28 protein-coding genes and 1 tRNA gene are annotated in these 24,071 nt (G+C 39.8%); 3 read left to right on the top strand and 26 right to left on the bottom strand.

The window, feature by feature from the left end; genetic code table 11:
- Positions 1–153: 153 nt before the first annotated feature.
- The 6 genes from purR to rsgA form a co-directional block, all read right to left on the bottom strand.
- Complete coding sequence (gene purR / locus ACLN19_RS04960; RefSeq protein WP_413383908.1) at positions 154–975, bottom strand: pur operon repressor; 822 nt, start codon at positions 973–975, stop codon at positions 154–156.
- Positions 976–1,073: 98 nt separating this feature from the next.
- Positions 1,074–2,012: a 3'-5' exoribonuclease YhaM family protein gene (locus tag ACLN19_RS04955; RefSeq protein WP_413383906.1), complete on the bottom strand. Its 939-nt coding sequence runs from the start codon at positions 2,010–2,012 to the stop codon at positions 1,074–1,076.
- On the bottom strand, positions 2,002–3,264 hold the full coding sequence (locus tag ACLN19_RS04950) for a DNA recombination protein RmuC (protein ID WP_413383918.1): 1,263 nt from the start codon (positions 3,262–3,264) through the stop codon (positions 2,002–2,004). The genes ACLN19_RS04955 and ACLN19_RS04950 overlap by 11 nt, the downstream gene beginning before the upstream one ends.
- A gap of 5 nt (positions 3,265–3,269) precedes the next feature.
- On the bottom strand, positions 3,270–3,905 hold the full coding sequence (locus tag ACLN19_RS04945; protein WP_413383904.1) for a thiamine diphosphokinase: 636 nt from the start codon (positions 3,903–3,905) through the stop codon (positions 3,270–3,272).
- Entirely contained in the window at positions 3,898–4,560 is a 663-nt protein-coding gene (rpe, locus tag ACLN19_RS04940; protein WP_413383902.1) for a ribulose-phosphate 3-epimerase, read from the bottom strand. Before rpe ends, ACLN19_RS04945 begins: the two co-directional genes overlap by 8 nt.
- Positions 4,561–4,568: 8 nt before the next feature.
- Positions 4,569–5,441: a ribosome small subunit-dependent GTPase A gene (rsgA, locus tag ACLN19_RS04935; protein ID WP_413383900.1), complete on the bottom strand. Its 873-nt coding sequence runs from the start codon at positions 5,439–5,441 to the stop codon at positions 4,569–4,571.
- A 149-nt stretch (positions 5,442–5,590) separates the two neighbouring features.
- Between rsgA and ACLN19_RS04930 the strand changes: the two genes are divergently transcribed.
- Positions 5,591–5,671, top strand: a tRNA-Leu gene (locus ACLN19_RS04930).
- A 30-nt stretch (positions 5,672–5,701) separates the two neighbouring features.
- On the opposite strand, the gene ACLN19_RS04925 is transcribed toward ACLN19_RS04930, so the two are convergent.
- The 10 genes from ACLN19_RS04925 to ACLN19_RS04880 form a co-directional block, all read right to left on the bottom strand.
- Positions 5,702–7,009, bottom strand: a complete 1,308-nt coding sequence (locus tag ACLN19_RS04925; RefSeq protein WP_413383898.1) for an MATE family efflux transporter — start codon at positions 7,007–7,009, stop codon at positions 5,702–5,704.
- 55 nt (positions 7,010–7,064) lie between these two features.
- Positions 7,065–8,549: a threonine synthase gene (gene thrC / locus ACLN19_RS04920; protein WP_413383896.1), complete on the bottom strand. Its 1,485-nt coding sequence runs from the start codon at positions 8,547–8,549 to the stop codon at positions 7,065–7,067.
- A gap of 110 nt (positions 8,550–8,659) precedes the next feature.
- The gene (locus ACLN19_RS04915) at positions 8,660–10,441 is read right to left on the bottom strand and encodes an acyltransferase family protein (RefSeq protein WP_413383894.1); all 1,782 of its coding nucleotides are present in this window, start codon (positions 10,439–10,441) and stop codon (positions 8,660–8,662) included.
- Positions 10,438–10,860 (bottom strand): MORN repeat-containing protein, encoded by a 423-nt coding sequence (locus tag ACLN19_RS04910; protein ID WP_413383916.1) that lies wholly within the window; start codon positions 10,858–10,860, stop codon positions 10,438–10,440. The genes ACLN19_RS04915 and ACLN19_RS04910 overlap by 4 nt, the downstream gene beginning before the upstream one ends.
- A gap of 4 nt (positions 10,861–10,864) precedes the next feature.
- Positions 10,865–11,293, bottom strand: coding sequence for a low molecular weight protein-tyrosine-phosphatase (locus tag ACLN19_RS04905; protein ID WP_413383892.1), 429 nt, complete (start codon positions 11,291–11,293; stop codon positions 10,865–10,867).
- A gap of 114 nt (positions 11,294–11,407) precedes the next feature.
- Positions 11,408–12,412 (bottom strand): Holliday junction branch migration DNA helicase RuvB, encoded by a 1,005-nt coding sequence (gene ruvB, locus ACLN19_RS04900; RefSeq protein WP_413383890.1) that lies wholly within the window; start codon positions 12,410–12,412, stop codon positions 11,408–11,410.
- A 168-nt stretch (positions 12,413–12,580) separates the two neighbouring features.
- Positions 12,581–13,501, bottom strand: coding sequence for a helix-turn-helix domain-containing protein (locus ACLN19_RS04895; protein WP_413383888.1), 921 nt, complete (start codon positions 13,499–13,501; stop codon positions 12,581–12,583).
- A gap of 128 nt (positions 13,502–13,629) precedes the next feature.
- Positions 13,630–14,025, bottom strand: coding sequence for a single-stranded DNA-binding protein (locus tag ACLN19_RS04890; RefSeq protein WP_413383886.1), 396 nt, complete (start codon positions 14,023–14,025; stop codon positions 13,630–13,632).
- Positions 14,026–14,091: 66 nt separating this feature from the next.
- On the bottom strand, positions 14,092–14,718 hold the full coding sequence (gene ytpR, locus ACLN19_RS04885) for a YtpR family tRNA-binding protein (protein ID WP_413383884.1): 627 nt from the start codon (positions 14,716–14,718) through the stop codon (positions 14,092–14,094).
- Positions 14,715–15,044 carry a thioredoxin family protein gene (locus ACLN19_RS04880; protein ID WP_413383914.1) on the bottom strand — a complete coding sequence of 110 codons (330 nt, stop codon included), beginning with the start codon at positions 15,042–15,044 and terminating at the stop codon, positions 14,715–14,717. The genes ytpR and ACLN19_RS04880 overlap by 4 nt, the downstream gene beginning before the upstream one ends.
- 222 nt (positions 15,045–15,266) lie before the next feature.
- Here ACLN19_RS04880 and pepA point away from each other — a divergent pair, with 222 nt between their 5' ends.
- Positions 15,267–16,334 carry a glutamyl aminopeptidase gene (gene pepA, locus ACLN19_RS04875; protein ID WP_413383882.1) on the top strand — a complete coding sequence of 356 codons (1,068 nt, stop codon included), beginning with the start codon at positions 15,267–15,269 and terminating at the stop codon, positions 16,332–16,334.
- Positions 16,335–16,344: 10 nt separating this feature from the next.
- Positions 16,345–17,115: a pyrroline-5-carboxylate reductase gene (gene proC / locus ACLN19_RS04870; protein WP_413383880.1), complete on the top strand. Its 771-nt coding sequence runs from the start codon at positions 16,345–16,347 to the stop codon at positions 17,113–17,115.
- Between the two features lie 21 nt (positions 17,116–17,136).
- On the opposite strand, the gene ACLN19_RS04865 is transcribed toward proC, so the two are convergent.
- The 10 genes from ACLN19_RS04865 to comGA form a co-directional block, all read right to left on the bottom strand.
- Positions 17,137–17,784, bottom strand: a complete 648-nt coding sequence (locus ACLN19_RS04865) for a CPBP family intramembrane glutamic endopeptidase (RefSeq protein WP_413383878.1) — start codon at positions 17,782–17,784, stop codon at positions 17,137–17,139.
- 152 nt (positions 17,785–17,936) lie between these two features.
- Complete coding sequence (locus ACLN19_RS04860; protein ID WP_413383876.1) at positions 17,937–19,127, bottom strand: acetate kinase; 1,191 nt, start codon at positions 19,125–19,127, stop codon at positions 17,937–17,939.
- A 68-nt stretch (positions 19,128–19,195) separates the two neighbouring features.
- Positions 19,196–20,140 carry a class I SAM-dependent methyltransferase gene (locus tag ACLN19_RS04855; protein ID WP_413383874.1) on the bottom strand — a complete coding sequence of 315 codons (945 nt, stop codon included), beginning with the start codon at positions 20,138–20,140 and terminating at the stop codon, positions 19,196–19,198.
- 66 nt (positions 20,141–20,206) lie between these two features.
- Positions 20,207–20,620 (bottom strand): competence type IV pilus minor pilin ComGG, encoded by a 414-nt coding sequence (comGG, locus tag ACLN19_RS04850; RefSeq protein WP_413383872.1) that lies wholly within the window; start codon positions 20,618–20,620, stop codon positions 20,207–20,209.
- Complete coding sequence (gene comGF, locus ACLN19_RS04845; protein WP_413383870.1) at positions 20,604–21,035, bottom strand: competence type IV pilus minor pilin ComGF; 432 nt, start codon at positions 21,033–21,035, stop codon at positions 20,604–20,606. The genes comGG and comGF overlap by 17 nt, the downstream gene beginning before the upstream one ends.
- Entirely contained in the window at positions 21,019–21,312 is a 294-nt protein-coding gene (gene comGE / locus ACLN19_RS04840) for a competence type IV pilus minor pilin ComGE (RefSeq protein ID WP_413383868.1), read from the bottom strand. Before comGE ends, comGF begins: the two co-directional genes overlap by 17 nt.
- On the bottom strand, positions 21,266–21,700 hold the full coding sequence (gene comGD / locus ACLN19_RS04835) for a competence type IV pilus minor pilin ComGD (RefSeq protein ID WP_413383866.1): 435 nt from the start codon (positions 21,698–21,700) through the stop codon (positions 21,266–21,268). The genes comGE and comGD overlap by 47 nt, the downstream gene beginning before the upstream one ends.
- Positions 21,669–21,995, bottom strand: a complete 327-nt coding sequence (comGC, locus tag ACLN19_RS04830) for a competence type IV pilus major pilin ComGC (RefSeq protein WP_413383864.1) — start codon at positions 21,993–21,995, stop codon at positions 21,669–21,671. Before comGC ends, comGD begins: the two co-directional genes overlap by 32 nt.
- Complete coding sequence (gene comGB / locus ACLN19_RS04825) at positions 21,992–23,035, bottom strand: competence type IV pilus assembly protein ComGB (RefSeq protein ID WP_413383912.1); 1,044 nt, start codon at positions 23,033–23,035, stop codon at positions 21,992–21,994. The genes comGC and comGB overlap by 4 nt, the downstream gene beginning before the upstream one ends.
- Positions 22,959–23,900 carry a competence type IV pilus ATPase ComGA gene (comGA, locus tag ACLN19_RS04820; RefSeq protein ID WP_413383862.1) on the bottom strand — a complete coding sequence of 314 codons (942 nt, stop codon included), beginning with the start codon at positions 23,898–23,900 and terminating at the stop codon, positions 22,959–22,961. The genes comGB and comGA overlap by 77 nt, the downstream gene beginning before the upstream one ends.
- Positions 23,901–24,071 lie beyond the last annotated feature (171 nt).

Genomic DNA, 24,071 nt, shown 5'->3' with positions numbered 1-24,071 from the left:
TTTTAAATCACTTGTCAACAGCTTTTTTAAAGTTTTTTTCAAAACTTTTTCTCAGGATGACGTGAACACTCAATTGACAACTACACTAATCTATCAACTTTTTTCTAACTTGTCAAGAGGTTTTTAAAAAACTGCAAGAAAAAATCTTGCAGTTTAATGATTATCAAAAACATTCCCTATTTCAACAGATACTTCATTAGCAAGTACGTCAATGGAAGAGACTTTTAACAAAGATGTATAGGTGAAAGGACGTTCTTTATTTTCTTGCGTGTTTTCAGCAAAAACAGCAACACCTGCCAGTTGGCTTTCGAATTCTTTTAAGAGGCTAATCATCCCAGAGATTGTGCCTCCTCCTTTTAGAAAATCATCCACAATAAGAACTCGACTATTTGGTTTTAAGCTACGTTTCGATAAAAACATCTTTTCAATACGATCACTAGACCCTGATGCATAATTAACTGAAACTGTCGAGCCTTCTGTAATCTTAAGGTCTCTACGAACGATAACAAAAGGAACATTTAAAATATTAGCAACTGCATTAGCAAGCGGCACACCCTTAGTTGCAACCGTCATAACGGCATCAATTTTTTGATTGTTGAATGTATCTGCGATAATGCGCCCAATATTTTTTAAAATATGAGGGGTGCTAAGAAGGTCTGACAAATAGATGTATCCGCCTGGCAAAATACGATCACTCTCAGAAAGCCTAATGCGTAAATCCTCAACAATATGTTGAGCATCTTCTCGATTGATTCCTGGAGTAAAGAGAACACCACCGCTGGCTCCTGTCAAGGTCTCTATATGACCAATCCCAGCTTCTTCAAAAGCTTTTTTGATAATAGCAATATCTTCTGATATGGATGATTTTGCGGCTTCATATTGATTGGCAAATGTATTTAAACTAATGAGTTGATAGGGATGGTTAATCAAATAATTGGAGATGACAACCATGCGTTCGCTGCGTCTCAATTTCATAGAAAAACCTCCAATGCTTATCATTTTTTGATTTATTATACCATATTTTAATAAAAAGTCGAACATTCTAAATGAAATGTTCGACTTTAGCTTGTATTTTATAATTTAGGTTTGTAAAAAGAACGATTATCCATAGCAAATAAGCGACTGGTCATCTCTCCCTTATCCACACGAGACAAAGCAGTTGACATCATCATCATGCTGGCATCAATATTGTCTATCATATGAAGTATTTCAGCTTCCATAATACGTGGACGCACTGGGCTACCATACTCCAAAAGACCATGGTGACTTAACACCATATGACGTAGCACAATCACATCTTCACGAGCATCATCAATACCCAACTCAATAATGGCCTTTGTTATTTCTTCATCAATCAGAGCAATATGACCAATAAGATTGCCACGTGTTGTGTATTCGGTATTTTCAGGGCCAGATAACTCAATCACCTTAGCTAAATCATGTAGCATAATCCCTGCAAATAGTAAACTTTTGTTTAATTCTGGGTAAATATCAGCAATGCTATCGGCTAAACGAATCATAGTCGCTGTGTGAAAGGCTAATCCTGATTCAAAGGCGTGATGGTTAGTTTTAGCAGCAGGATAATAATAAAAAGACTGGTCATGTTTTCGATAGAGATTGCGGACAATCCGTTGCCAGACTGCATTTTCAATACGAAACATTGTCTGTTCTAAATAATCTCTTACTTCTGTTAGATTCACAGGAGATTTTTCTTTAAAAAGAGCTGGGTCACTAGGCTCTCCATCCATAGGTAAACGCAAACTGATTTGATTGACCTGCGGCATACCATTATAAACCTCACGGCGTCCTTTCATATAGACTACTCTTCCTGCGACAAATTCTTCAATATTGTAGTCTTTGGCATCCCACAAATTTCCAGATATCTCTCCGCTATCATCTTGGAAAGTCATTGCGATATAATCTTTTCCTGCTCGTGTTTTGCGAATCTCAGCCTTTTTGATAAAGTAAAATCCTTCAAAAAGACTGTCTTTTTTCATGTCTTTAATCTTCATCTACTTCCTCTTCTAATGGCACCAGCCCTAAAAGTGTTTTGGTGTCGTCATCTTGATAATTCTCAATGGTATCTAGTGCTCTGGTAATAGCTCTAGTACGCGTTGTCAATAAACTATTGATACTTTTACTTGCTGTATTGATTTGTTTATGCGCTTTTTGGAGCAAGATAGCAAACTTATCAAATTCTAATTTAACATTCCCCAGAATCTTACTAATATCATCCGCATTCTTTTGAATATTTAACGTTTTAAAGCCAACTTGAAGCGAATTTAAAAGAGCTGACAAAGTAGTAGGACCTGCCACAACAATCTGCTCATCACGACGCAGTGCATCAAAAAAGGCTGGTTGACGAACAACTTCGGCATAAAGGCCTTCTGTCGGCAAAAATAAAATACCAAAATTAGTCGTCTCAGGTGGGTGAAGATACTTAGACTGTATATCCTTAGCAAAACGCTTAATGCTAGCCAAAAGTGCCCTACGATGACGTTCGATACCCTCTCTATCTGCCGATTCATAGGCTTCCTCTAAGCGATAATAATCTTCCAGCGGAAACTTCGAGTCAATAGGCAGATAAACATAATCATCGTGATTTCCAGGCAACTTAATCGCATATTCCACGCGCTCATTTGAACCTTTAACCGTAGCATACTCACGCTCATACTGACTCTCTGTCAAGATATCCTCGATAATCTGTCCCAACTGAAGCTCGCCCATAATGCCTCGTGTCTTGGTATTTGAGAGAACTTTATTGAGTGTACCAACATCTTTAGCGACTGTTTTCATCTCACCCAAACCTTGATTGACACTTTCTAGCTGCCTAGAGACAGTCTCAAAAGAAGCTTGCAGACGTGTTTGCAAGGTTTTTTCTAATTTTTCTTCAACCGTTTGGCGCATCTGCTCAAGACGCTCTTCGTTGGACGCTTGAAGTGCTGCCACAGACTGCTGCAGTTGCTGACGCATACTATCAAGACGCTGATCAGTCTTATCACGATTAGTCGTCAAATGATGATGTAACACCTCTCGAATATCACTCAATTGCTGATAAATGTCTGTCTGCAGATGATTAAGCTGTTGTGTCAATGCTAGCAGCTGCTCTTGTTGTGCTTTCCCAATTTGATAAGAGACTTGCTCAGATAAATTATCCGCATAATCTTCCAAATGCTTCTCCATCTGACGTTCTAAATCTGTCATCTTCTGATATAAGAAAATACCAATACAGCATAGCAAAATCAGAAGACAAAGAATCACCACCTGCACTACCGCCTATCCTCACTTTCTATAACCATCACATAGTCTCCATCCGTCTTTATCACAATAGGTTGCTGGATAAATTCATTGCTAGCATAAAATCGACGATCAACTATAACATCTTTAGTCAGTTCATACTTGGCGCCTTTAATCTCTAAAAAGCCACTTCCTCCTTCAACTAAAAAAGCAATATAAGCCATACGATTATCAGGAGAGAGAGTCTGCTGTCCACCTGGCAAGAAAGTGATTTTATTTTGACAATCACAAATCGTTAATTGTTCCATAAAGGGAGCTATTGTGGGATGACTTGGTAAAAAGATATTTCCCAAAAGATGGTCTAAGCGCCCCCCTAAAGCACCAAATAAAGTCACATGAGCCTTGGGATAACGCTTAAAAATGGTTTTGACAGCAAGCTCAGTATCTGTGTCATCTTTTTCCCTAGGGACCTTTATCAACTCTTTAGCTGCTTGTCTTAAGTGTGACAAGTCCTCCGCACTAACCGAGTCAAAATCGCCAATAGCTAAATCTAGTGGCAAGCCCTGCTTAAACAAATACATAGCACCGCCATCTATACCAACATACAGGTCAAACGCCCAATCCAAACCAGATACATCACCACCTGCTACTAAAGCTATCTTAGTCATAAAGCGCTGTCCTTAGCGTTGCTACCTGTGCTGTCAAATCCGCAGATTTAAAGAGATAAGAACCTGCAACAAAGACATTAGCACCAGCTTTTGCAGCTTTTGCTATGGTTGTATCATCTATACCACCATCTACCTCAATGTCAAAAGTGTAACCTTTTTCAGCTCGTATAGCGGCTACTGCCTCAACTTTCTCCAAGGTCTCAGCGATAAATGCCTGACCACCAAAGCCTGGATTAACCGTCATGATAAGCACTTGATCGACTAAATTCAAGACAGGATACAGCGCTTCAACAGGTGTTCCAGGGTTAATCACAACGCCTGCCTTCATACCAGCAGCTTTGATTTTTTGGAGAGCACCATGGATGTGCTTTGTGGCTTCCACATGAATCGTCATAATGTCGGCACCTGCTTGTGCAAAAGCATCCACATAACGCTCTGGCTCAACAACCATGAGATGACAATCAAAAACGAGCTTACTGTGCTTACGCATACTAGCAACAACATCAGAACCAAAACTAATATTAGGGACAAATTGTCCATCCATAATATCAATGTGAACGTACTCTGCACCAGTAGCTTCAATACGATATAACTCATCTGCAAAACGAGCATAATCAGCAGCTAGGATAGAAGGGGCAATTTTAGCTTGATACATAAGGTAGCCTACTTTCTTTTTAATGTCTTTTTATAAGTTTCACGACGATTTTCAATTTCACTTAAAAATTGAAGGTAATTATCATAGCGACTCGCAAAAAGTTGTCCTGAGTCTAGGGCACTCTTTACAGCGCAATGCGGCTCATGGGTATGTGTACAAGAGCGAAATTTACAGCCATGACTCAACTGTCTAATATCAGGGAAACCCTCGCTTAAATCAGACGCACTACTCACCTCATAATCAAGAGATGAAAAGCCAGGTGTATCTGCTATTTTCCCGCCATGCACGTCATACAAACTGACCGCTCGTGTCGTATGACGTCCACGCCCTAAACTATCAGAAATCGCAGCTGTCTCCAAATCAAGACCTGGCGCTATTTTATTGAGGAGAGTGGATTTTCCAACCCCTGTCTGCCCCATAAAAACCGTCACCTTATCTTGTAAAAGTGGCAAGAGAGCCTCCCTATCGAGACAAAACGTATACCCTATCTTCTCGTAAGTCTCCTGCATCTCAAACAACTCAGACATATCATCGACAAGATCCGTTTTAGAAATATAGATGATAGGGGTAATCGCCTTGTGCTCTAAGAGTAACAAAAAGCGATCTAGCAAGTTAAGACTAAAATCTGGCTCTTTGGCTGACATAATAACCACTGCCTGATCGATATTGACAATGGGAGGACGGACAAGAGCATTTTTACGGTCATGGATGGACAATATGTAACCCTCTGACTGCTCTTTCGCTGAGAAATCTACCCAGTCTCCTACATAAGGTGTCTGACCTTTTTTTCTGAAGTTACCACGCGCACGTGTCTGGTAAACTTTATCATGAGCTTCGACATAGTAAAATCCAGCCAGTGCTTTTATAATTCTTCCTTGCAAATGAACTCCTTTTTAGCTTTATCAATACTATTATTATACCATAAAATGACTTAAAAAGGCTTACAAGACAGTCGTTTTAGATAATTGTCCATCTATTTTAATAAAATCCTTTTCATTTGAGTCAAAACAAGCTATAATAAAAGAGGCTTGCGGAGGTGGTGGAATGGCAGACACGCATGCTTCAGGCGCATGTACCTTAGGGTGTGAGGGTTCAAATCCCTTTCTCCGCATCATAAAAAGAGATGGCTAGCCATCTCTTTTTATATTTCAGTGAATAACTTATGACGATAATAACGGTACAAAAACGCTAAAAAAGCCCAACGGAAAAGATTATCTAAAACAGTTGCCAACCAGACACCTGCTAAACCTAATCCAAAACCAATACCTAAAAGGTAGCCTAAGACAATACGCACCCCCCACATACCAATGCTTGTCGCATAAAAGGGGAGATTGGCTTTGCCTAATGCCTGCCATAACGCTGTATAAATAAGCGTCCCTGCCGTTGCTGGACCTCCTAAAAAGGAAAAGAGCATCACCGTGCGAGCAGACTCCATAGCTAGAGTATCCTTGGTAAAAAGGGGTAACATAACAGGACCCATAGCATAGACAAGCCCTCCAATAGCAAACATCATCGCAACCGCACTAGCATAAGAAAACTTTAATATCCTACTAATAGACGGATATTCCTTCTCACCAAAAGCTTTGGCTACCATGATAAGCACTGCTGTTGCGACCCCCATGCCAGGCATATAGTTGAACTGTGTGATGGTCTCACCGACAGCATTTCCCGCAACCACTCGCGTCCCAAAACTCACTATAATAGCAATAATAGCCACATCACCAGCACGCATCATCAAGCGCTCTCCTGCCGTGGGGAGTGATAAAGCCACCAAGTCGTGACTAATCTTAAATCGTAGCTTATGACCAATAGCAACCATTGGAAGTGCCCTGGCTAAAATCAGGCAACCAACCACACGTGATAGAACCGTAGCACCTGCTATACCGACAACTCCAAAGTCAAAAAGCGTAATAGACAAAGCAGACAGTATGGCATTTAGGATATTGGTAAAGGCACTCACATACATCGGAAGCTTGGGACGTCCTTGTGCCCTATGAATAGCACCTAAGATCGTCAATATCCCTAAACTAACGATACCACCACCGACTATGGCTAAATAAAGTCCCCCAATCTGAGCAACGGATTGATTAGTACCTAGCCCTCCAATAAGACTTTCACCCCCAAAAAGAGAGAGCCCTCCTAAAATCAAACTGACTATAAAAGCTAGGACGATACTATCGGCTTGCAATTGTAAACACCCTTTGGCGTTTTTTTGCCCTATATACTTTGCTATTAAACTTGATGTTGCCGCACCCAAGGCAATAAAGATAGCTTGATAAATCGTAATAATATTATTGGCAACAGAGACACCTGATATGGCGACTAAGCCAAGGCGAGTAACGAGATAAGTATCTGTCACCCCCATCAAAATTTGTAAAATATTTTCCATCATCGCAGGTAAGGCTAACTGAAAAAGCTGGCGACGATAAAGATGATTTTCATTATTCATATTGGTATTTTACCATAAAAGAAAGGGCTGAGAAACACGTCTCAACCCTGAGCGATTAAAGACCAAGATAAGCTTCCACGCTTTTTTGCATATCAGCACTCTCAACGACTGTCTTATGACGAATTGGCAACTTGTCTAATCCCTCCACAGCTTTTGGAATAGCTACTTTGGACAAGGCATGTAGTGCGTTAACGGCAGCAAAATCATCTGCCACCTCTTCTTGAATGATCGCCTCAACTACCACGCGTGGAAATTTATAAGGGCTTGCCGTAGAAGCAATAAGCGTTGGAGTGTTATCACCACTTTCTCTACGATACTTACGGTAAACCTTTGAAGCCACTGCTGTATGAGGATCTTCAATATACTGATTAGCTTCATATACCGCTTTAATTTCTTGAGATGTCTCTTCCTCAGTTGCAAAGCCTGCTTCAAATAACTCCCAAATATCCGAACGCACCGCATCTAGCTGATACTGTCCATCATTTGCTAGAGCCGTCATCAAGTCTTTTGTTTTGAGCGCATCATTATCTAACAAATGGAAAATTAAGCGTTCTAAATTGGAAGAGACCAAGATATCCATAGACGGACTAGACGTCACTTTAAAATCACGTTTTTTATCGTACAAAGATGTTTTAAAGAAATCCGTCAATACCTTATTTTCGTTAGAAGCACAGATCAATTTATGAACTGGAAGCCCAATCTTATAAGCATAATAAGCAGCTAAGATATTACCAAAGTTACCTGTTGGTACTGTGATATTGATGGGCTGTCCATTAGTGATTTCACCTGTCTTGACCAACTGCGCATAAGCATAGACATAATAAACAATCTGTGGCAACAAACGCCCAATATTCATCGAATTAGCTGATGAAAATTGCTTATGATTAGCTAATAAACGCTGGCGCAAGTCTGGATTGTTAAACATATCTTTAACATTGGTCTGAGCATCATCAAAGTTCCCATCAATAGCGATAACATGCGTATTCTCACCTGTTTGGGTCGTCATTTGTAACTCTTGAATCTTGCTGACACCATCTTTGGGATAAAAAACGATAATCTGCGTTCCAGAAACATCAGCAAAACCTGCCATAGCAGCTTTACCTGTATCTCCAGATGTTGCTGTCAAAATGATAATATCATTGTCCACACCTTGCTTTTTAGCCGATGTTGTCAATAAATACGGCAAAATAGACAAAGCCATATCCTTAAAAGCAATTGTTGAGCCGTGAAATAACTCAAGATTGTACTGGTCGTCTAAACGCACCAAGGGCGCAATCGTTGCCGTATCAAATTTGTCATCATAAGCATTAGTGATACAATAATCTAGCTCATCACTTGTAAAATCATCTAAAAATGCTCCTAAAACGAGCTTAGCAACTTCTTGATAAGACGCATGTTGCAATTGTTCAAAATCCAAGTCAACATCAGGAAAATGCTGCGGTGTAAATAATCCACCATCTATTGCCAAACCTTGTAAAATCGCTTGACTAGCACTCACAACATTTTCTGCGTCACGAGTTGATTGATATAGTAGTGTCATGCTCTGTCCTCACTCAAAAGATAATCTATAAAAAATATTATATCATAAATGTTCAGAATATTTGAGATACTTTTTGAAAGACACTAAAAGAGAAGCTAAAAGCTTCTCTTTTATGGTTTGGCTTCTTGTTTAGCTGCTTTTTTAACCGCATCGTTAATGGTTTTGACATAAAGACTAGCACCCGTATCATCGCTATCGCTATAGTGGACACCATCTGACCCTAACCAGATAGCAGGATTATCTATAGCAGTCTGATACCAGTCAGCAACCGTGACATAGGGATACTTTTTCGCTAACTCTAATTCATAGTCTCTGACATTCTTGACAGCCGAGAGGTTTTTAGCATTGTAAGGACTGACAAGCACCAAGCGATGTCCTGATGGTAGCTTATCAATAAACTGCTGTAACTCCGCTTGATAATTATCTAAAGAATTGACACCTACTGCTAACACGACAATTTGCGAGAGGCTATCAGCTTGAATGCTTTGCTCAAAAATCTCATAAGCGCCTTCAAAATTACGGCTAACAGCAGCATCTAGCTGCGCTTCTGGCATATCTGCTGCAAATGCGGCACTAGAGCGCAAGGCAACCGAATCACCAATCACAGTCACATCACTCAGAGCATTGGCATCTCCAGCAAGCAGAGTATGCGTGCGATTCAGAGATGTTTGTGCCTGGCCTAGCGAATTCACTAATAATTCAGACTCAAAATTTCCCATAGCAGGGGCCGTAGCCATTGTCAAAACGGTAATGCCGCCAAGCACACTGACTATAGCTACAAACCACTTGCGATAAGGAGATAAATCAATATCAATGGACCAAAGTTGTGGGGTCTTGCCAGCAATATAAGGCTCGATAATGTAAAATGACAAGCTTGAAAAGATAATCGAAAAGAGCATTGTCAAGAAAACAGCGTACCAATTGTCAACAATCTGACTGAAAATCACATAGAACGGCCAATGAAATAAGTACAAGCCATAGCTGATATCTGAAAAGAAAGTCACCAAGAAGGGCTCACTAACATTAGGCGTCTTTTCATGCAAAACACGAGCACCATAAATCATATTTGAGGCTAATAAGCTAGCTAACAAAAAACCAAATAGATACGTTAGCTGACTTTCAAACTGGAGAAAGAAGGTCAAAAAAGCTAAGCCTACACCACTCACTACCATAGTCAAAATAGCGCGTCGCAAGCTCCATCTAGCAACTGTCCGTCTGAATTGTCCCATCGTCTCCTTGACACCTGATAAGGTTGCCAAAGCAGAACCAAGAAAGAAAGGAAAAATATGCGACAAAGTCGAAAAGTAAATGCTAGAGAGATTAGCTGCAAAAAAAGAACGCACAAACATACTCAAATAGCTGACCAAGAAAAATCCGAGTGACAAAATAAAAATTTGACCACGCAAACGTTGCTGCGTCTTAACAGTACGACTTAGCCACCAGACTAAAAATCCCCAGAGCAAGTAAAAATGAACCTCAATGGCTAAGCTCCACGTATGCACAAAAAGATGCGGAATAAACTGTGATTCATAACTACTACCCGTCAATATCTCGTAAAAATTGGTAGTAAATCCTAGAGCCGCTAAAATCTGCTGACCAATATTAGCACGAAAATCACTACGCACTAAAAAGACAAACGGAATCGTCAGCAACACCATTAAAACAAGTGGAGGTACGATGCGGTAAAACCTTCGCTTATAAAACGCTAAAAGGTCTATTTTAGAACTACGCGCAAACTCATCAATCAATAATGCCGTAATCAAATACCCTGAAAAGGTAAAGAAAATGTCAACACCAACAAACCCACCTGGGAACGTATTTTTAAAGAAATGGTACAACAAAACCAGCACTAGGCCTGTAATACGTACCAGTGAAAACCATTTTATTCTCATTTTTGGTAAATCCCCTGCTTAAACTCCCCTTTATAGACGGTTCCATCTTTGGCAGTCAAGGTGCCTTTGCCGTCTGGTTTACCATTTTTAAACTCACCTGTATAAGACCAACCACTGCTTGCTTTAAAAGTCCCCTGACCATTAAAGACACCATTGGTCAGTTGGCCTTCATAACTATCACCATTAGGATAGGTAAGTAGCCCTTGACCGTTCATACGATGATTGACAATCGTACCCTTATAAGTCAACGCGCCTGTACTACTATTATAAGTCAGAGTCCCTCTAGATCTTAGAGTGACCGTAAAGACACTCAAAGCAAAGACAACTATCACCAAAAGAACAATCAACTCCCACATTCCTCGTGACAATTGAGGAAGGGGACGTTTTTGGAGGTCTTGTGTTTTTTCCAGTTTTTTCATCATTTTAGTCTGCCCACTTGGCTAGCCAAGAGGCACAGCCTTCTTTGACTAGGTCGTAAGTTTCTTCAAAATCACCTGTGTACCAAGGATCTGGTACACCTCCTGAGCGAAAAAGGACGATTTTATCATCAAAGCGTCCGTTTGACATTCCCAATAAATCAGCAACATTTTGCTCATCCATACCGACAATCACATCAAAATACGCAAAGTCTTCTTGGCTAATCTTTTGAGACGTCTTATGACTATCATAGTCAATCGCATACTCTGAGAAAATAGCTTGTGTGCCACGATGAATCGGGTTCCCATGTTCCCAATCAGATGTCGCACGACTAGCAACCTCAAGCTTTCCTTCTTTGTCTAAATCCTTCATCACAAATTCTGCCATCGGGCTTCGACAGATATTGCCCAAGCAGACAAAACATACTTTCTTCATCACACTACCCTCATTTTATATTACCCTCTATTATAGCATTTTCCCTATCATTAAGCTATATATGCTTAGGTTTCTTACTAAGCACACAAAAGAAAGACTCGCTGATTGCAGTCTCTAATCACTAATCTCTGGTAAAGGATAATTGAGATGCTCATACGCCTTTCTAGTAGCCAAACGTCCTGTTCGTGTCCGCATGAGAAATCCCTTTTGAATCAAATAAGGCTCGTACATATCCTCCACCGTCTCGCGCTCCTCAGCAATATTGACAGATAAGGTAGCTAATCCTACTGGTCCACCCTGATACATCTCAATCATAGTCCTCAAGATCTTTTGATCAATATAATCCAATCCTTCACGATCAACATCTAACATGGTCAACGCTTGATCGGTCATCTCCTCATCAATCAAACCATTTCCTCGAATCTGTGCAAAGTCACGCACCCGCTTAAGCAATCTATTGGCAATACGAGGTGTTCCACGACTTCGCATTGCTAACTCTCTAGCAGCTTCATGTGTTATCTCCATCTCAAAGATATCTGCCGTCCGCTCAATAATCTCTGTCAAGTCAACATCTTCATAGTATTCCATATGACCTGTTATCCCAAAACGTGCCCTCAACGGATTTGACAGCATACCTGCTCTAGTTGTTGCACCAATCAAAGTAAACGGTGGCAATTCTAAATGAACACTACGACTAGTATCGCCTGCACCTATCATAATATCAATGTAAAAATCCTCCATCGCACTATATAAGACCTCTTCAACAGCCATAGGCAGACGGTGAATCTCATCAATAAATAAAACATCTCCAGGCTCTAAATCATTTAGAATCGCTACTAAATCACCTGCTTTTTCAATCACAGGTCCTGAGGTTTGCTTGAGATTGACCCCTAATTCATTAGCAATGACAAAAGCCATCGTTGTCTTACCGAGCCCAGGAGGGCCAAATAACAATACATGATCTAGCGCTTCATCACGCACTTTTGCCGCCTCAATAAAAATACTGAGCTGATCTTTAACCTTATCCTGACCGATATATTCTCTTAAATACTGGGGTCTCAGAGTTCGCTCAACGACCTCTTCATCTCCCATTGGATCACTATCTAAAAATCGTTTCATAGTGACATTGTACTATTTTCAGAGACATTTGTCAGCTACAAATAAAAATACCCTCTCCTAAATGGAGAGAGTATCTAAGCAAAGCAACTAAATGCCCCACCAACCCATACCAAAAGCGACAACAACCATAGCTAGATAAATAAACATATATTTTTTCATAACAGTCTCCTATCTTTTAAACGTATGACTGGCAGCCATATCTTTATACCATTCTTCGGATAATTTTTCTTTTAAAAAGTCTTCTCCCATCAACTGTGCAAATAAAACCGCATGACCATATGATTCTTGAGCTGTTTCCATGCTATGTTTAGCATATAAGCGGTATTTCCACTCCACCAAACTGATAATAGGACGTTTCTGATAATCATTAGTATCCACCATCAGATGAAAACTCTTATCAAGAACTTGCTCTACGTAATCCCAACGCCCTAACTCAAAAGCGATATTGATGTGATTTAAGAGGACATTATTGAGTTGACACTTTTCCTCGCTTGAAAAAAAGGATAAATTCAACAACGTAAGCATGACCTCATCATACTGCTCCTCTTTATAAAAGCGTTCACGATTTTGTTTATGCGCAAAACACGTCAAATAGAGATCTAAAAAGATAAGGTTATTTAAGCAATAAGCCTCCTTAGGAACCATCTGGTACCAGTAATCCTGCAATAAGCCCAGACCAAAACCATCGTCTCCACTACGATAAACATCTAATTTTGATTGCAAACAATCGATCACTAATTTTTCATCTTCAGGCAAGCCGTCATAGAAAAATTCATAAATTTGATTAAAATACAACTCACGCAACTCCAAACGATGATTATCACCATACGTTGGGATACGAAGCAGCTTATGCTTCAAGGACAAATAGTCGTCTGACAATTCTGGATTTTTATCAGCTAACAAATCACTAACACTCATCCCCAAGCGCTCAGCTATGTATTTGACCGTGATAATATTAGGTATTGATTTTCCTGTTTCTATCCGAGATAGCTGACGACTAGAGAGAATCTCTTCGTCACCACAAAAAATCTCTCTCGTAAATCCTCTTATTTCTCTAAGTTCTCGAACTTTTACTCCAAAATCTTCCATAAGCAATCTCCTCGATGAGATGACAATTAAATCTAATTTATGGAATATTTTATATGTTTTGATTTATTTTGTCAAGCTTATTTTAGAAGATAAGGAAAATCAAGACTATTTAATCAGAGTATCACTAATTAGAAGGGAAGCTCCTCTTCTTCTAGAACCAAATCAGCTAAATCATCCTTGCTATTATTTTCTCTCATCGCACGCTGCGCTCGGCTTTCTAATAATTGGAATGACCCTGCTAAAACCTCCGTCACATAATGTGTTTTACCATCTTTATCATACTTACGTGTCCTTAGTTCACCCTCTAAAGACATCAAGCTACCTTTGGTACCATAACTTGCCAAAGTCTCTGCCAAACGCCCCCAAACAACTACTGAGATAAAATCAGCCTCACGTTGTCCATTAGCATTTTTAAAACGACGATTGACAGCTAAGGTAACACGTGTCACGGATTTATCGGTAGCCGTTTTATGCATTTCTGGCGTTGTCGTCAAACGCCCTATCAAAATCACTTTATTATACATCTCTTGTGCCTCCTTATCTATCTATTCGTAAACAACTAAAAAAAGATAACAAAATTGTTATCTTTTTTAAGCCAATTGCCAATGTTTAGCCATATCAAACGCTTCACCAACGACAGCCATGTCATCAAGCTCAATAATACCACGCTTTTGAGGGGCATTAGGTAGAGCTAGCTCACGTGGACTGCACATCATACCAAAGCTATCTTCTCCTCTTAACTTTCCTGGGAAAATCAGACTACCACTTGGCATCATCGCACCAGGAAGAGCTACAATCGTTTTTAATCCAACAGCTGCATTTGGGGCACCAGCAACAATTTGAACACTCTCTTGCGCTGAAATCGCCACTTGGCAAATATTGAGATGGTCACTATCTGCATGAGGGGTCATCTCTACAATCTCGCCTACAACAAACTTAGGTGTGCTGTCATTAATAAGACGTTCTGAAAATCCTTCTTTCTCTAAGTCTTGATTCAAAGTAGCGACAGCCTCATCACTAAGACTAACTTGACCAGAACCTTCAATAGCTATTTTAGTTGAGACATCAAAAATATTCCATGCAACCGTTTGATTGTCATCGACTGTAAAAATACGAGCTACTGAGCCACGACGCTCACTATCTAGTTTTTGATTGGTCTCTCTGATGATAACCATCAAAACATCTCCGACGTGAGCTCTATTGTAAGTAAAAATCATGATATTTCTCCTTTGACACTATCTAAAAATTCCATAATTTCTGATTTTGTTTTACGTTGTTTATTGACTAAACGCGCCAATTCTTTACCATTTTGAGTGACGACAAAGCTAGGAATACCAAAAATATGCCATGTCTTTACCAAATCCATAAAATCATCTCTATTGACACGCACAAAAGTCAATTGAGGATAAGAGGCCTCAATCTCATCTAAAACAGGGTAAATAAATTGACAGTCTGGGCACCAATCTGCCGTAAAAAAGAAAACTACTGGCTCGTTTGCCTCTACATAAGCTGCAATAGCTTCATAAGATGTTGGTTGTTGCATCATATCCCCTCTCATATATCATACGTATATCGGTGACCCCATTCTACCATAAAACACCTCAAAACAAAACCTTAGACGTCTATCCTCAAGCATTTTACTAAAATTTAGGACAAGTTATCATCCCTTGTCTAAATCATTATCCCTCATACCACTAGACTCCCAAGGCGCTAGACTTTTCAAGTCAAAACATGTTACACTATCAGTATAGAATTGAGGTAGCTTATGAAAGAACTCTTTAACAAAATCAAAACAATAACTGAACTAGATGGTATCGCAGGCTATGAATACCGTGTCCGCGATTTTATCAAAAAACAGATAAGCCCCTTGGTAGATAACGTTGAAACAGATGGCCTTGGGGGGATTTTTGGGATTAAACATCACCAAGATGCAGCCGCTCCACGTATCATGGTAGCTGCTCACATGGACGAGGTCGGCTTTATGGTATCTGATATCAAAGCTGATGGGACTCTTCGAGCCGTTGGTATTGGGGGGTGGAACCCTCTTGTTGTGAGCTCCCAGCGTTTTATGCTCTACACACGAAAAGAGCAGGCTATCCCTGTTATCTCTGGCTCTATTCCACCTCATTTTCTACGTGGGGCAAGTAGCTCACCTGCACTACCAAATATCTCTGATATTATCTTTGATGCAGGCTTTAGTGACCAAGCTGAAGCACTCGCTTTTGGTGTTTCTCCAGGCGATATTATCGTCCCTCAATCAGAAGCTATCCTGACAGCCAATCGCAAAAATGTCATCTCAAAAGCATGGGACAATCGCTATGGCGTCCTCATGGTCAGTGAGCTACTAGAACACCTCAAGCATACAACGCTGCCAAACACACTCATCGCAGGCGCTAATGTCCAAGAAGAAGTCGGGCTACGTGGCGCCCATGTCTCCACTACTCAATTTAACCCAGATCTTTTCTTTGCTGTGGATTGCTCACCTGCCGGAGACGTTTATGGAGAACAAGGGCATATTGGCGATGGGACTTTGATTCGGTTTTACGACCCAGGTCATATCATGCTCAAAAACATGCGTGATTTCCTCCTCACTACCGCTGAAGAAGCAGGTATCAAATACCAGTACTATGCTGCCAAAGGGGGAACTGATGCTGGGGCTGCGCACCTTCAAAACAACGGTATCCCTTCGACGACAATTGGTGTCTGCGCACGCTACATCCACTCACACCAAACACTCTACGCTCTAGATGATTTCCTAGAAGCCCAAGCATTTCTACAAGCTATCGTCAAAAGACTAGACCGTAGCACTGTGGATACTATCAAGAACTATTAGGAGAGTTTCTATGAAGATTGGTTTTATCGGAGTTGGCAAAATGGCTAGCGCTATCATCAAAGCTCTAAAGCATAGCAACCACGAGCTCATCCTATCAGGCTCATCTCTAAAACGCTCAAAAGAACTAGCAACAGAGCTAGGAATCCCCTGTGCTAACTCTCATCAAGAACTCATCGATACAGTTGATTTAGTTGTTTTTGGGATAAAACCCCAACTCTTTGAATCAGTCCTTGCCGACTTAACCATAGACAAGCCTATCATGTCCATGGCAGCTGGTATCAGCTTAGAGCGCCTTGACCAACTCACACAAGCACAACTACCACTCATTCGTATTATGCCAAATATCAATGCTCAGATCCTTGAAAGCAGCACAGCAATTTGCGCCAACGCTTATGTCTCTGATGCACTCTTTCAGACCTGCCTTGATATTTGCAACACTTTTGGAAAGACTTTTGCTATTGCTGAAAAAGATTTTGATACCTTCACTGCCTTGGCAGGCTCTAGCCCTGCTTACATCTATCTTTTTATCGAAGCTTTGACAAAAGCTGGGCTTAAACATGGTTTTTCAAAAGATACGGCGCTTAATATCGTCGCACAAACAGTCTTTGCTAGCAGTAAGCAACTCCTCAATGGGCAAGAAACACCTAATCACTTAATAGATACCATCTGTAGCCCTGGGGGAACGACAATTGCTGGACTTTTAGACTTAGAAAAAAACAATTTTACAGCTAGTGTTGTCTCAAGCATTGATGCCACTATCACAAAAGCAAAAGACCTTTGAGTTATTCTCAAAGGTCTTTTTTTACGATACCAGCATGAATAAAATCGCAACAGCAATAGCATTATTGATAATATGTAAAAGAAGGCTGTACTCAAAGCGTTTACTCTTATAATAAACAAAAGATAAGACAGCTCCCATACCACCATAGATGATCCAACTCCCAAGATTCTGAGGAACATGTAGAGCCGCAAAAACCACTGCACCAACTACAAAACCTAGAGGCTCGTAACCTTTAAAGAGTACCTTAGGAATCAGATAGCGGCATATTAACTCCTCAATAAGTGGTCCCACCAAAATCATAAATAAACTTATAAAACTTGGCGCAGACACAGCTACTATTTGCTGGAGGATAGCTTGATTATGCACATTATCACTAGCCTGAAGAGAAACAATCGTAAGCCCCACATAATTGAAAAAATAAATAGCGATATAACCACCAAGGACCCATAGCAGAGCTGATTTAGCCGATACGCTACCAAATGCTATCAGCTGACGCTTTTTGGCATAGAGCCAAAAAAGAGTGAACACTATAACAGTCAACACGTTGATCATAAGCGTCATCCCAAAACCAGCTGCAAAGTTAATACCTAGTATAAATAGCAATTGATCAATCACGAAAAAACCAATTATGATAGCTATTATTTTGACTTTATCCCAAATGAGTGACATCTTTTCCCTCCTAAATATCATCACAAATTCTCTCTTGCACATGAAAAGATACTCTATTATACCATAGAAACTGACTTTAAATCATAACTACCAACAAAAAAGCTATGGTCATACCACAGCTTTTCTGGTCTTATCATATATGTGATAACAAATTAAGCTTTTAGCGCCTCAACATCACGCGCAATCATCAATTCTTCATCTGTCGGAATGACAAGAACTGGTACTTTAGCAGCTGGTGTTGAGATAATACCTTCAGCGCCACGGACATTCTTTTCAGGATCAATGTCACAACCAAACCAAGATAGCCCTTCAACAACATCTTTACGCATAAGAGGGTCATTTTCTCCCATACCTGCTGTAAAGATAATAGCATCTGCACCATTTAAAACAGCAAAATATTGTCCGATAAATTTCTTGATACGGTCAACAAAAATAGTGTAAGCCAGAGTAGTATCTTTATCACCTTTTTCCATACCAGACTCAATATCACGCATATCGCTAGAGACACCAGAGACACCAATCAATCCTGACTCTTTATTTAAAACAGCAATAACATCACTAGCATCCTTTAACTCAGGATCTTTTGAGATGAGATAAGGAATAATTGCAGGGTCAATATCACCAGAACGTGTCCCCATCATAGGACCTGCTAATGGTGTAAAGCCCATAGAGGTATCAACTGATTTACCATATGCATTTGCTGTGATAGAAACACCATTTCCGATATGGGCTGTTACTAATTTCAACTCTTCTAGTGGACGCCCTAGCACTTTAGCAGCTTCCTGAGCTACGTATTTGTGACTTGTACCATGTGCACCATATTTACGGACTTGATAGTCACGATAATATTTTTGAGAAATGGGATACAGATAAGCATGCTCAGGCATAGTTGTGTGAAAAGACGTATCAAATACCGCTACACTAACAATATCTGGCAATAAATTCTTAAAGGCACGAATACCTGCAACAGCTCCTGGATTGTGAAGAGGTGCTAAGAAAGATAATTCCTCAATCTTCTCAATAACATCATCTGTCACAAGAGCGGAACTCTTGAAGTATTCACCACCTGCAACAACACGATGCCCAACACCTGTAATCTCAGCATAGTCTTTGATAATGCTATGTTGTTTTAAATCTTCTAGTAAGATGGTTACAGCTTGTGTGTGGTCAGTAATATCAAGCGTTTGAGAAACTTCTTTCCCATCAAATTTGACCGTTGATACCGAGTCATTAAGCCCGATACGCTCGATCAATCCTTTTGCAATAACAGTCTCTTCAGGCATTTGATATAGTTGCCATTTAAGACTGGAACTTCCTGCATTGATTGCAATAGTCTTTGTCATAAGTCACCTCGTAAAATTAAGCGTTTTCACTATAATTGCATTCTACCACAAAATACGGTATTTTACCACTAATGCGCTCTCCAATTTTGAAAAGCTGTGATAAACGCTGTCATTTCTTGACGATTTTGTAAATCACCCAGCTGATAGACAAAGGTCTCAGATGTTTCTTGTGCCTGTTTTTTTAGAATAAACAGAGACTTTGCATTTTCCTCTTGTCCAAATAAGGTCTCAGGAAGAGCAATAACCGCTATCATACTAGCATAGCCTTTTAGCCACTCCTTTAGTAAAGGACTTTGAGGGCTATTTAAAAGACTTGTAGGCGCTAAGAAGATAGCAATACCATCGTCTTTCAAATACTTTAGCGATTGCTCCATCAAAAGATGATGGGCATACGTGTGTCCAGTTGGACTAGCTACCCGATAACGCTTTGCAATCTCATCATTAGGATAATAGCCAATCGGCAAATCACTCACGATAACATCACTTTCTTTCATTAGCTGTGGACGTACAGCATCTTCTTGGACAAATTGAGCTTGACTTTCTATGACATCTGCAATACTCGCTGATAAATCAATAAGCAAGTCATCAACTTCTATACCCATATAGTTTAGCGTTTTACGACTGTTGTTTAATAAAGTATGAGCTAAATTTCCCGTTCCACTTCCTATCTCAAGCACATCTATGCTATCTGCTGGCGTTAGCTGCTCTAGTAAATACAAAATTAAAAAGCCAATACTATCAGGCGTTAGCTGATGATTTGCTTGAAGATGCTCTGTCTGCAAGGTTTTCAATAGCAAAAATTGAAAAGTGCGTCTCCATTCTTCTGCTGACAAATGGAGTGCTTTAAGCGCCTCATTATTAGCCATCACTTCTGGTAGGGTCTGATTACCACTAACATAATAGGCATTTTGCTCAATGAGCGCATCATAGCTATTGGTTTGCAATTGGCTTTGGATACGTTGGACATTTTCTAATAGTAACTCATAAGCCTTTTCAATAGTTTCAAAGTTCATATCTTCCTCCGATTGTTATCATAACAAAAATCACAAAGAAAGAAAAGTGAGGCTAGTGGTTGAAACTCACTGATCAGATACTTTACTAGATTGGCTTTCTGGGTTATCATCAGATTTTTGCTCTACTTGAGAAGTCTCTAGAGAGTCTGATGACGAACTATTAGCTAGCTCATCTGATGCTTTGCGATCATCAAAGCGATACTGATAAGACTTATCTCCTGATAGCTGAACACTCACGACATAACTTCCCTTAGCTTTATTTATCTCGACCATAGCATCCTCAAATACCATCGTATCTTTAGCGTTATCTTTGGCCACTAATGCTATCAGATAAGCTTTACTAGCATACTCTTGAGCTATTTGTTGCCTCTCATTTGCAATAACTCGACCCAAATAGAATTGAAGCATCAGTGTAAATAGTGCTGACATTAACAGAGCATAAAGAAGGATGCCAGCCTTAACTTTACCCTTTAAAATCATAAATAACTGTCCTCTCTAAGCCTGATTTAAAGGTTAATTGTAAGGCGACACGTCCATTCTTCTCTATGATCTGACACTTATCAAGACCAAATAACATTGGTTGATAGCCTCGATTATCACCAGACGTCTTTCGAAAATCGTCACGCTTAGAAATCCCATAAGCTAGCGTTTGATTTCCCTTAGTCACATAAACCTTATTGTGTTCTACTTTTTCAAAGCGCGCTTCTGACCACTCTAGCTGCAGTTGTTGCACAAACAACAACCAATCAGTCTCTTGATGACGTGATAAGTAAACAATATTAGCAGATAAAACACGTGTCAAACCATTATAAACAAGGACTGATCCTGAAATCACAAGCAAAGCAACTAAACATTCTAAAAGAGTGAATGCCTTCAACTTACTTTTTCTGAGCATGTAGTAGCTCCTCTCCATTATGATAGACCCAGATGCCCTTATTGGAGCGCTTTATCTGAATAGTCTCACCATTCATGCTCAGACTATCTTCTTTCGTTTGAAACGCCATTGTCGCTAAGACCAAAGCTTCCTGTCTAGCCTGACTTGCTCTTAAGCGCTTCTGCTGCTTGTTGCATTCTGCAAGGACTAAACTACAAATCATAGCTAAAATAGCTAGCGCAACTAAGCTCTCAAGGAGAATGTAAGCGCCCAGTTTCTGATTTTTTATAATTACCACTCCCTAAATATAGCTGATAAGTGACTATTTTAGCCTCTGTTTGAAATTGAATCTTGCTAAGTGAGGAATTGCCTCCTGCGCGGTCAAACATAATCTGTCGCGCTTCCAACACCTGCACCGTTTTAGGAACTTCTAATTGAGTCACCCCATTACTGATGGTCTCTCCCACTTGCAGTGTCATCGGTGTCTGACTAACCAAACTCATCTTTTGCGTATCACGATAAAGCTGCTCAAAAGATAGCCAAAAGAGATGTTCCTTGACAGTTGCAAATGTCGTCTGAATAGTGCCTGACAGAGTCAATGTGATCAAAGAGACGACAACTAAAGTCACCAAACTCTCTAAGAGTGTAAACCCTTTAATTTGCCACGTTGGCAGTTTCTTTAGCATTTTGAGCATAGTAATCATTATAAGCTTTAGCTTGTTTGCTTGAAATATCCCCATTTTGAACTAACTTAGCTAGTGTTGCTTTATCATCGTGACTAAGATTGTACAATTCTGCCTGACTTTCAACAACCTTGACCACAGCTGCATTGCCTGTCTGAGTGACATTGTCCTTTTGCTTTGCTAAATTAGGCACAAAAAGCAGCAACAAAACACTGATAATCACTAAAACAATTAGCATTTCAATCAAAGTAAAAGCTTTAGCCTTACGGTTTTTAAGATGTTCTAGATACTTTTTCATATATTAAACTCCATATTTTGATACATTGGTAACAGCATCGCTGCATAAATCATGACAATAACAAGAGCAACTAAAATAAAGACACAGGGTTGTATCAATTGTGTTGCCCTTTGCAAACGGTAAAAAAAGAGCTCCCAAGTCTCATCAGCATAAATAGCTAATTCTTTACCCAATTTCGCCTTAATCTCACCATATTCGATGATAAGCCCAAGCTCTGTAAGAAAAAAGGGATAAGCTAAAACCGTGTCATGAAAAGCTTGACCAGCCAAGAGTTTAGTCTCTAAATCCTGACCAATTTCTTGAAATAGACGTGATTTTTGCGTTTTCATCAATTGAACAATACTAACCAAATCCACGCCTTGACTAACTAGATTACCCCACTCACGCGCATAATAAGCGCTTAGATACAATTTGACATAGCCTCCGACTAAAGGTATCTTGCTAAGCCTTCTAACCAGAGTCATCCTAGGCAAACGTCTGGCTATCACAACTAAGACTATACCTAAAAATACCACCAACGCCATAACACCTAAGAAAATCATCGGAAAAGAAGCGATCAGCTGTGTCGCCAGATTCCCCTTATCTAATTGAGGAAGCAGATAATTTTTTAGCCCCAGCATAATCATGATAAGAAATAGCAACAAAATGAAAGGATAAGTGGCTACTTCTATAATTTTCTTCTTGACCTTATCCATGCTAAGCAGATAAGACTGAATATTGATAAGACTCTGATGCGTATTACCATGAATATCAGCTAAGGAAACTTGAGTGACAACAGCATCCGAAAAACCGACAACCGACATCATATCTGCCATGCCATTTCCAGCTAGAAGAGCCTCTGTCATCTTCTGGGTATGACTATCTTTGACTAATTGACTACGTTTTAAAAAAGTAACCATCTCACTAAGGGTAAATCCACTAGCAAAAAGATTGCTAAATAACTGAATCAACTTACTTTGCTCTTTAGTCGTTAATTTTTTCGATTTTGGCTGCTTCTTTAGTGATATGTCCATCTTTAGCCAGTCTGTCCATTTTGTCATTCCAGTCTGTGCTAGAGTGCTTTTGAAAATCTTTTTGGGCAAAATCAACAACACCTCCTCCCCCTATTAAACGCTGATAAGCAATCAAGCGCAAGCTATTATCTAGCTCTTCTTTAGACACACCTAACTCCAGTAAGCGCGCATAGACTCCTTGAATACTTTTGGCGTGAATAGTCGAAAACACCATAGCTCCTGTCAAGCTCGCTCTGATAACCGCTCGTGCTGTCTGACTATCACGGATTTCTCCAATAATCAAAATATCAGGCCTATGCCTAAGGGATAATTTAATCAAGTTATCATAAGTCATACCAATGCTATCATTGAGCTGTAACTGAAGCATACTGTCTTGCTTGATTTCCACTGGGTCTTCTATGGTGATAATCTGCTTATCCTTAAACGAAGAAGCTACCAATTGATGCATCAAGGTCGTTTTGCCACTACCCACAGGACCCGAAAAAAGATACAAACCACGTCCACCAACGGCATCTTGCAACTTAGCTAAACCGTCAAACCAGTACGACAACTTTTGCTTTCCAGAATATAAGAGCCGTATAACGAGACTCTCTAATCCTCTATAATCACCAACACTTGACAAGCGTAAGGAAACCATCTCATCTAAAGAGAGACTATACTCACAAGAACCTAGCTGGCTACGGCGTTTCTCACCGACATTCATTCCTGAAACAAATTTAAAGTGACTAATAAGACTAGCCATCCTATCACTCCCAAAAACATCAATAAACCGCCTTTCATCTCCAATACGCATAAACACTTCATAGTGGTCTGATTTAGGGATAATATATACATCTTGAGCGTTTTCAGCAACCGCCTTCTTGATAAGCTCAACTGCTAGTGCTTGTACCATCTTATCACCTCTAAATGTCTTTCATATTTCAATAAAAAATGAGCAGGAGGCACTGTTTTATGATGAATTATTGAGTTGTTTTTACTACTTATTAAAGGATATATGTGCCTGTTATCCTGCTCACTTATTCTATTCGCAACTTATTGTTAAACATGCTTATTTTTTGACTAT

The organism is Streptococcus lishijunsis (assembly GCF_047290665.1).
Classification (GTDB): Bacteria; Bacillota; Bacilli; order Lactobacillales; family Streptococcaceae; genus Streptococcus.
Note: the sequence above shows the minus strand (reverse complement) of the source record. Positions and strands in the feature narration are given on the sequence as shown.

What these genes read in the sequence shown, in the direction of transcription:
- rpe (WP_413383902.1), bottom strand. Translation starts at nt 4,560, where the DNA reads ATGTATCAAGCTAAAATTGCCCCTTCTATCCTAGCTGCTGATTATGCT.
- ACLN19_RS04865 (WP_413383878.1), bottom strand. Translation starts at nt 17,784, where the DNA reads ATGTCACTCATTTGGGATAAAGTCAAAATAATAGCTATCATAATTGGT.
- ACLN19_RS04915 (WP_413383894.1), bottom strand. Translation starts at nt 10,441, where the DNA reads ATGAGAATAAAATGGTTTTCACTGGTACGTATTACAGGCCTAGTGCTG.
- pepA (WP_413383882.1), top strand. Translation starts at nt 15,267, where the DNA reads ATGAAAGAACTCTTTAACAAAATCAAAACAATAACTGAACTAGATGGT.
- ACLN19_RS04945 (WP_413383904.1), bottom strand. Translation starts at nt 3,905, where the DNA reads ATGACTAAGATAGCTTTAGTAGCAGGTGGTGATGTATCTGGTTTGGAT.
- purR (WP_413383908.1), bottom strand. Translation starts at nt 975, where the DNA reads ATGAAATTGAGACGCAGCGAACGCATGGTTGTCATCTCCAATTATTTG.
- ytpR (WP_413383884.1), bottom strand. Translation starts at nt 14,718, where the DNA reads ATGATTTTTACTTACAATAGAGCTCACGTCGGAGATGTTTTGATGGTT.
- ACLN19_RS04895 (WP_413383888.1), bottom strand. Translation starts at nt 13,501, where the DNA reads ATGGAAGATTTTGGAGTAAAAGTTCGAGAACTTAGAGAAATAAGAGGA.
- thrC (WP_413383896.1), bottom strand. Translation starts at nt 8,549, where the DNA reads ATGACACTACTATATCAATCAACTCGTGACGCAGAAAATGTTGTGAGT.
- comGF (WP_413383870.1), bottom strand. Translation starts at nt 21,035, where the DNA reads ATGCTCAGAAAAAGTAAGTTGAAGGCATTCACTCTTTTAGAATGTTTA.
- ruvB (WP_413383890.1), bottom strand. Translation starts at nt 12,412, where the DNA reads ATGAAACGATTTTTAGATAGTGATCCAATGGGAGATGAAGAGGTCGTT.
- ACLN19_RS04925 (WP_413383898.1), bottom strand. Translation starts at nt 7,009, where the DNA reads ATGAATAATGAAAATCATCTTTATCGTCGCCAGCTTTTTCAGTTAGCC.
- ACLN19_RS04905 (WP_413383892.1), bottom strand. Translation starts at nt 11,293, where the DNA reads ATGAAGAAAGTATGTTTTGTCTGCTTGGGCAATATCTGTCGAAGCCCG.
- comGB (WP_413383912.1), bottom strand. Translation starts at nt 23,035, where the DNA reads ATGACAAAATGGACAGACTGGCTAAAGATGGACATATCACTAAAGAAG.
- comGG (WP_413383872.1), bottom strand. Translation starts at nt 20,620, where the DNA reads ATGATTTTAAAGGGTAAAGTTAAGGCTGGCATCCTTCTTTATGCTCTG.
- ACLN19_RS04955 (WP_413383906.1), bottom strand. Translation starts at nt 2,012, where the DNA reads ATGAAGATTAAAGACATGAAAAAAGACAGTCTTTTTGAAGGATTTTAC.
- ACLN19_RS04910 (WP_413383916.1), bottom strand. Translation starts at nt 10,860, where the DNA reads ATGAAAAAACTGGAAAAAACACAAGACCTCCAAAAACGTCCCCTTCCT.
- comGC (WP_413383864.1), bottom strand. Translation starts at nt 21,995, where the DNA reads ATGAAAAAGTATCTAGAACATCTTAAAAACCGTAAGGCTAAAGCTTTT.
- ACLN19_RS04855 (WP_413383874.1), bottom strand. Translation starts at nt 20,140, where the DNA reads ATGAACTTTGAAACTATTGAAAAGGCTTATGAGTTACTATTAGAAAAT.
- comGD (WP_413383866.1), bottom strand. Translation starts at nt 21,700, where the DNA reads ATGCTAAAGAAACTGCCAACGTGGCAAATTAAAGGGTTTACACTCTTA.
- comGA (WP_413383862.1), bottom strand. Translation starts at nt 23,900, where the DNA reads ATGGTACAAGCACTAGCAGTTGAGCTTATCAAGAAGGCGGTTGCTGAA.
- ACLN19_RS04880 (WP_413383914.1), bottom strand. Translation starts at nt 15,044, where the DNA reads ATGCAACAACCAACATCTTATGAAGCTATTGCAGCTTATGTAGAGGCA.
- proC (WP_413383880.1), top strand. Translation starts at nt 16,345, where the DNA reads ATGAAGATTGGTTTTATCGGAGTTGGCAAAATGGCTAGCGCTATCATC.
- ACLN19_RS04860 (WP_413383876.1), bottom strand. Translation starts at nt 19,127, where the DNA reads ATGACAAAGACTATTGCAATCAATGCAGGAAGTTCCAGTCTTAAATGG.
- ACLN19_RS04890 (WP_413383886.1), bottom strand. Translation starts at nt 14,025, where the DNA reads ATGTATAATAAAGTGATTTTGATAGGGCGTTTGACGACAACGCCAGAA.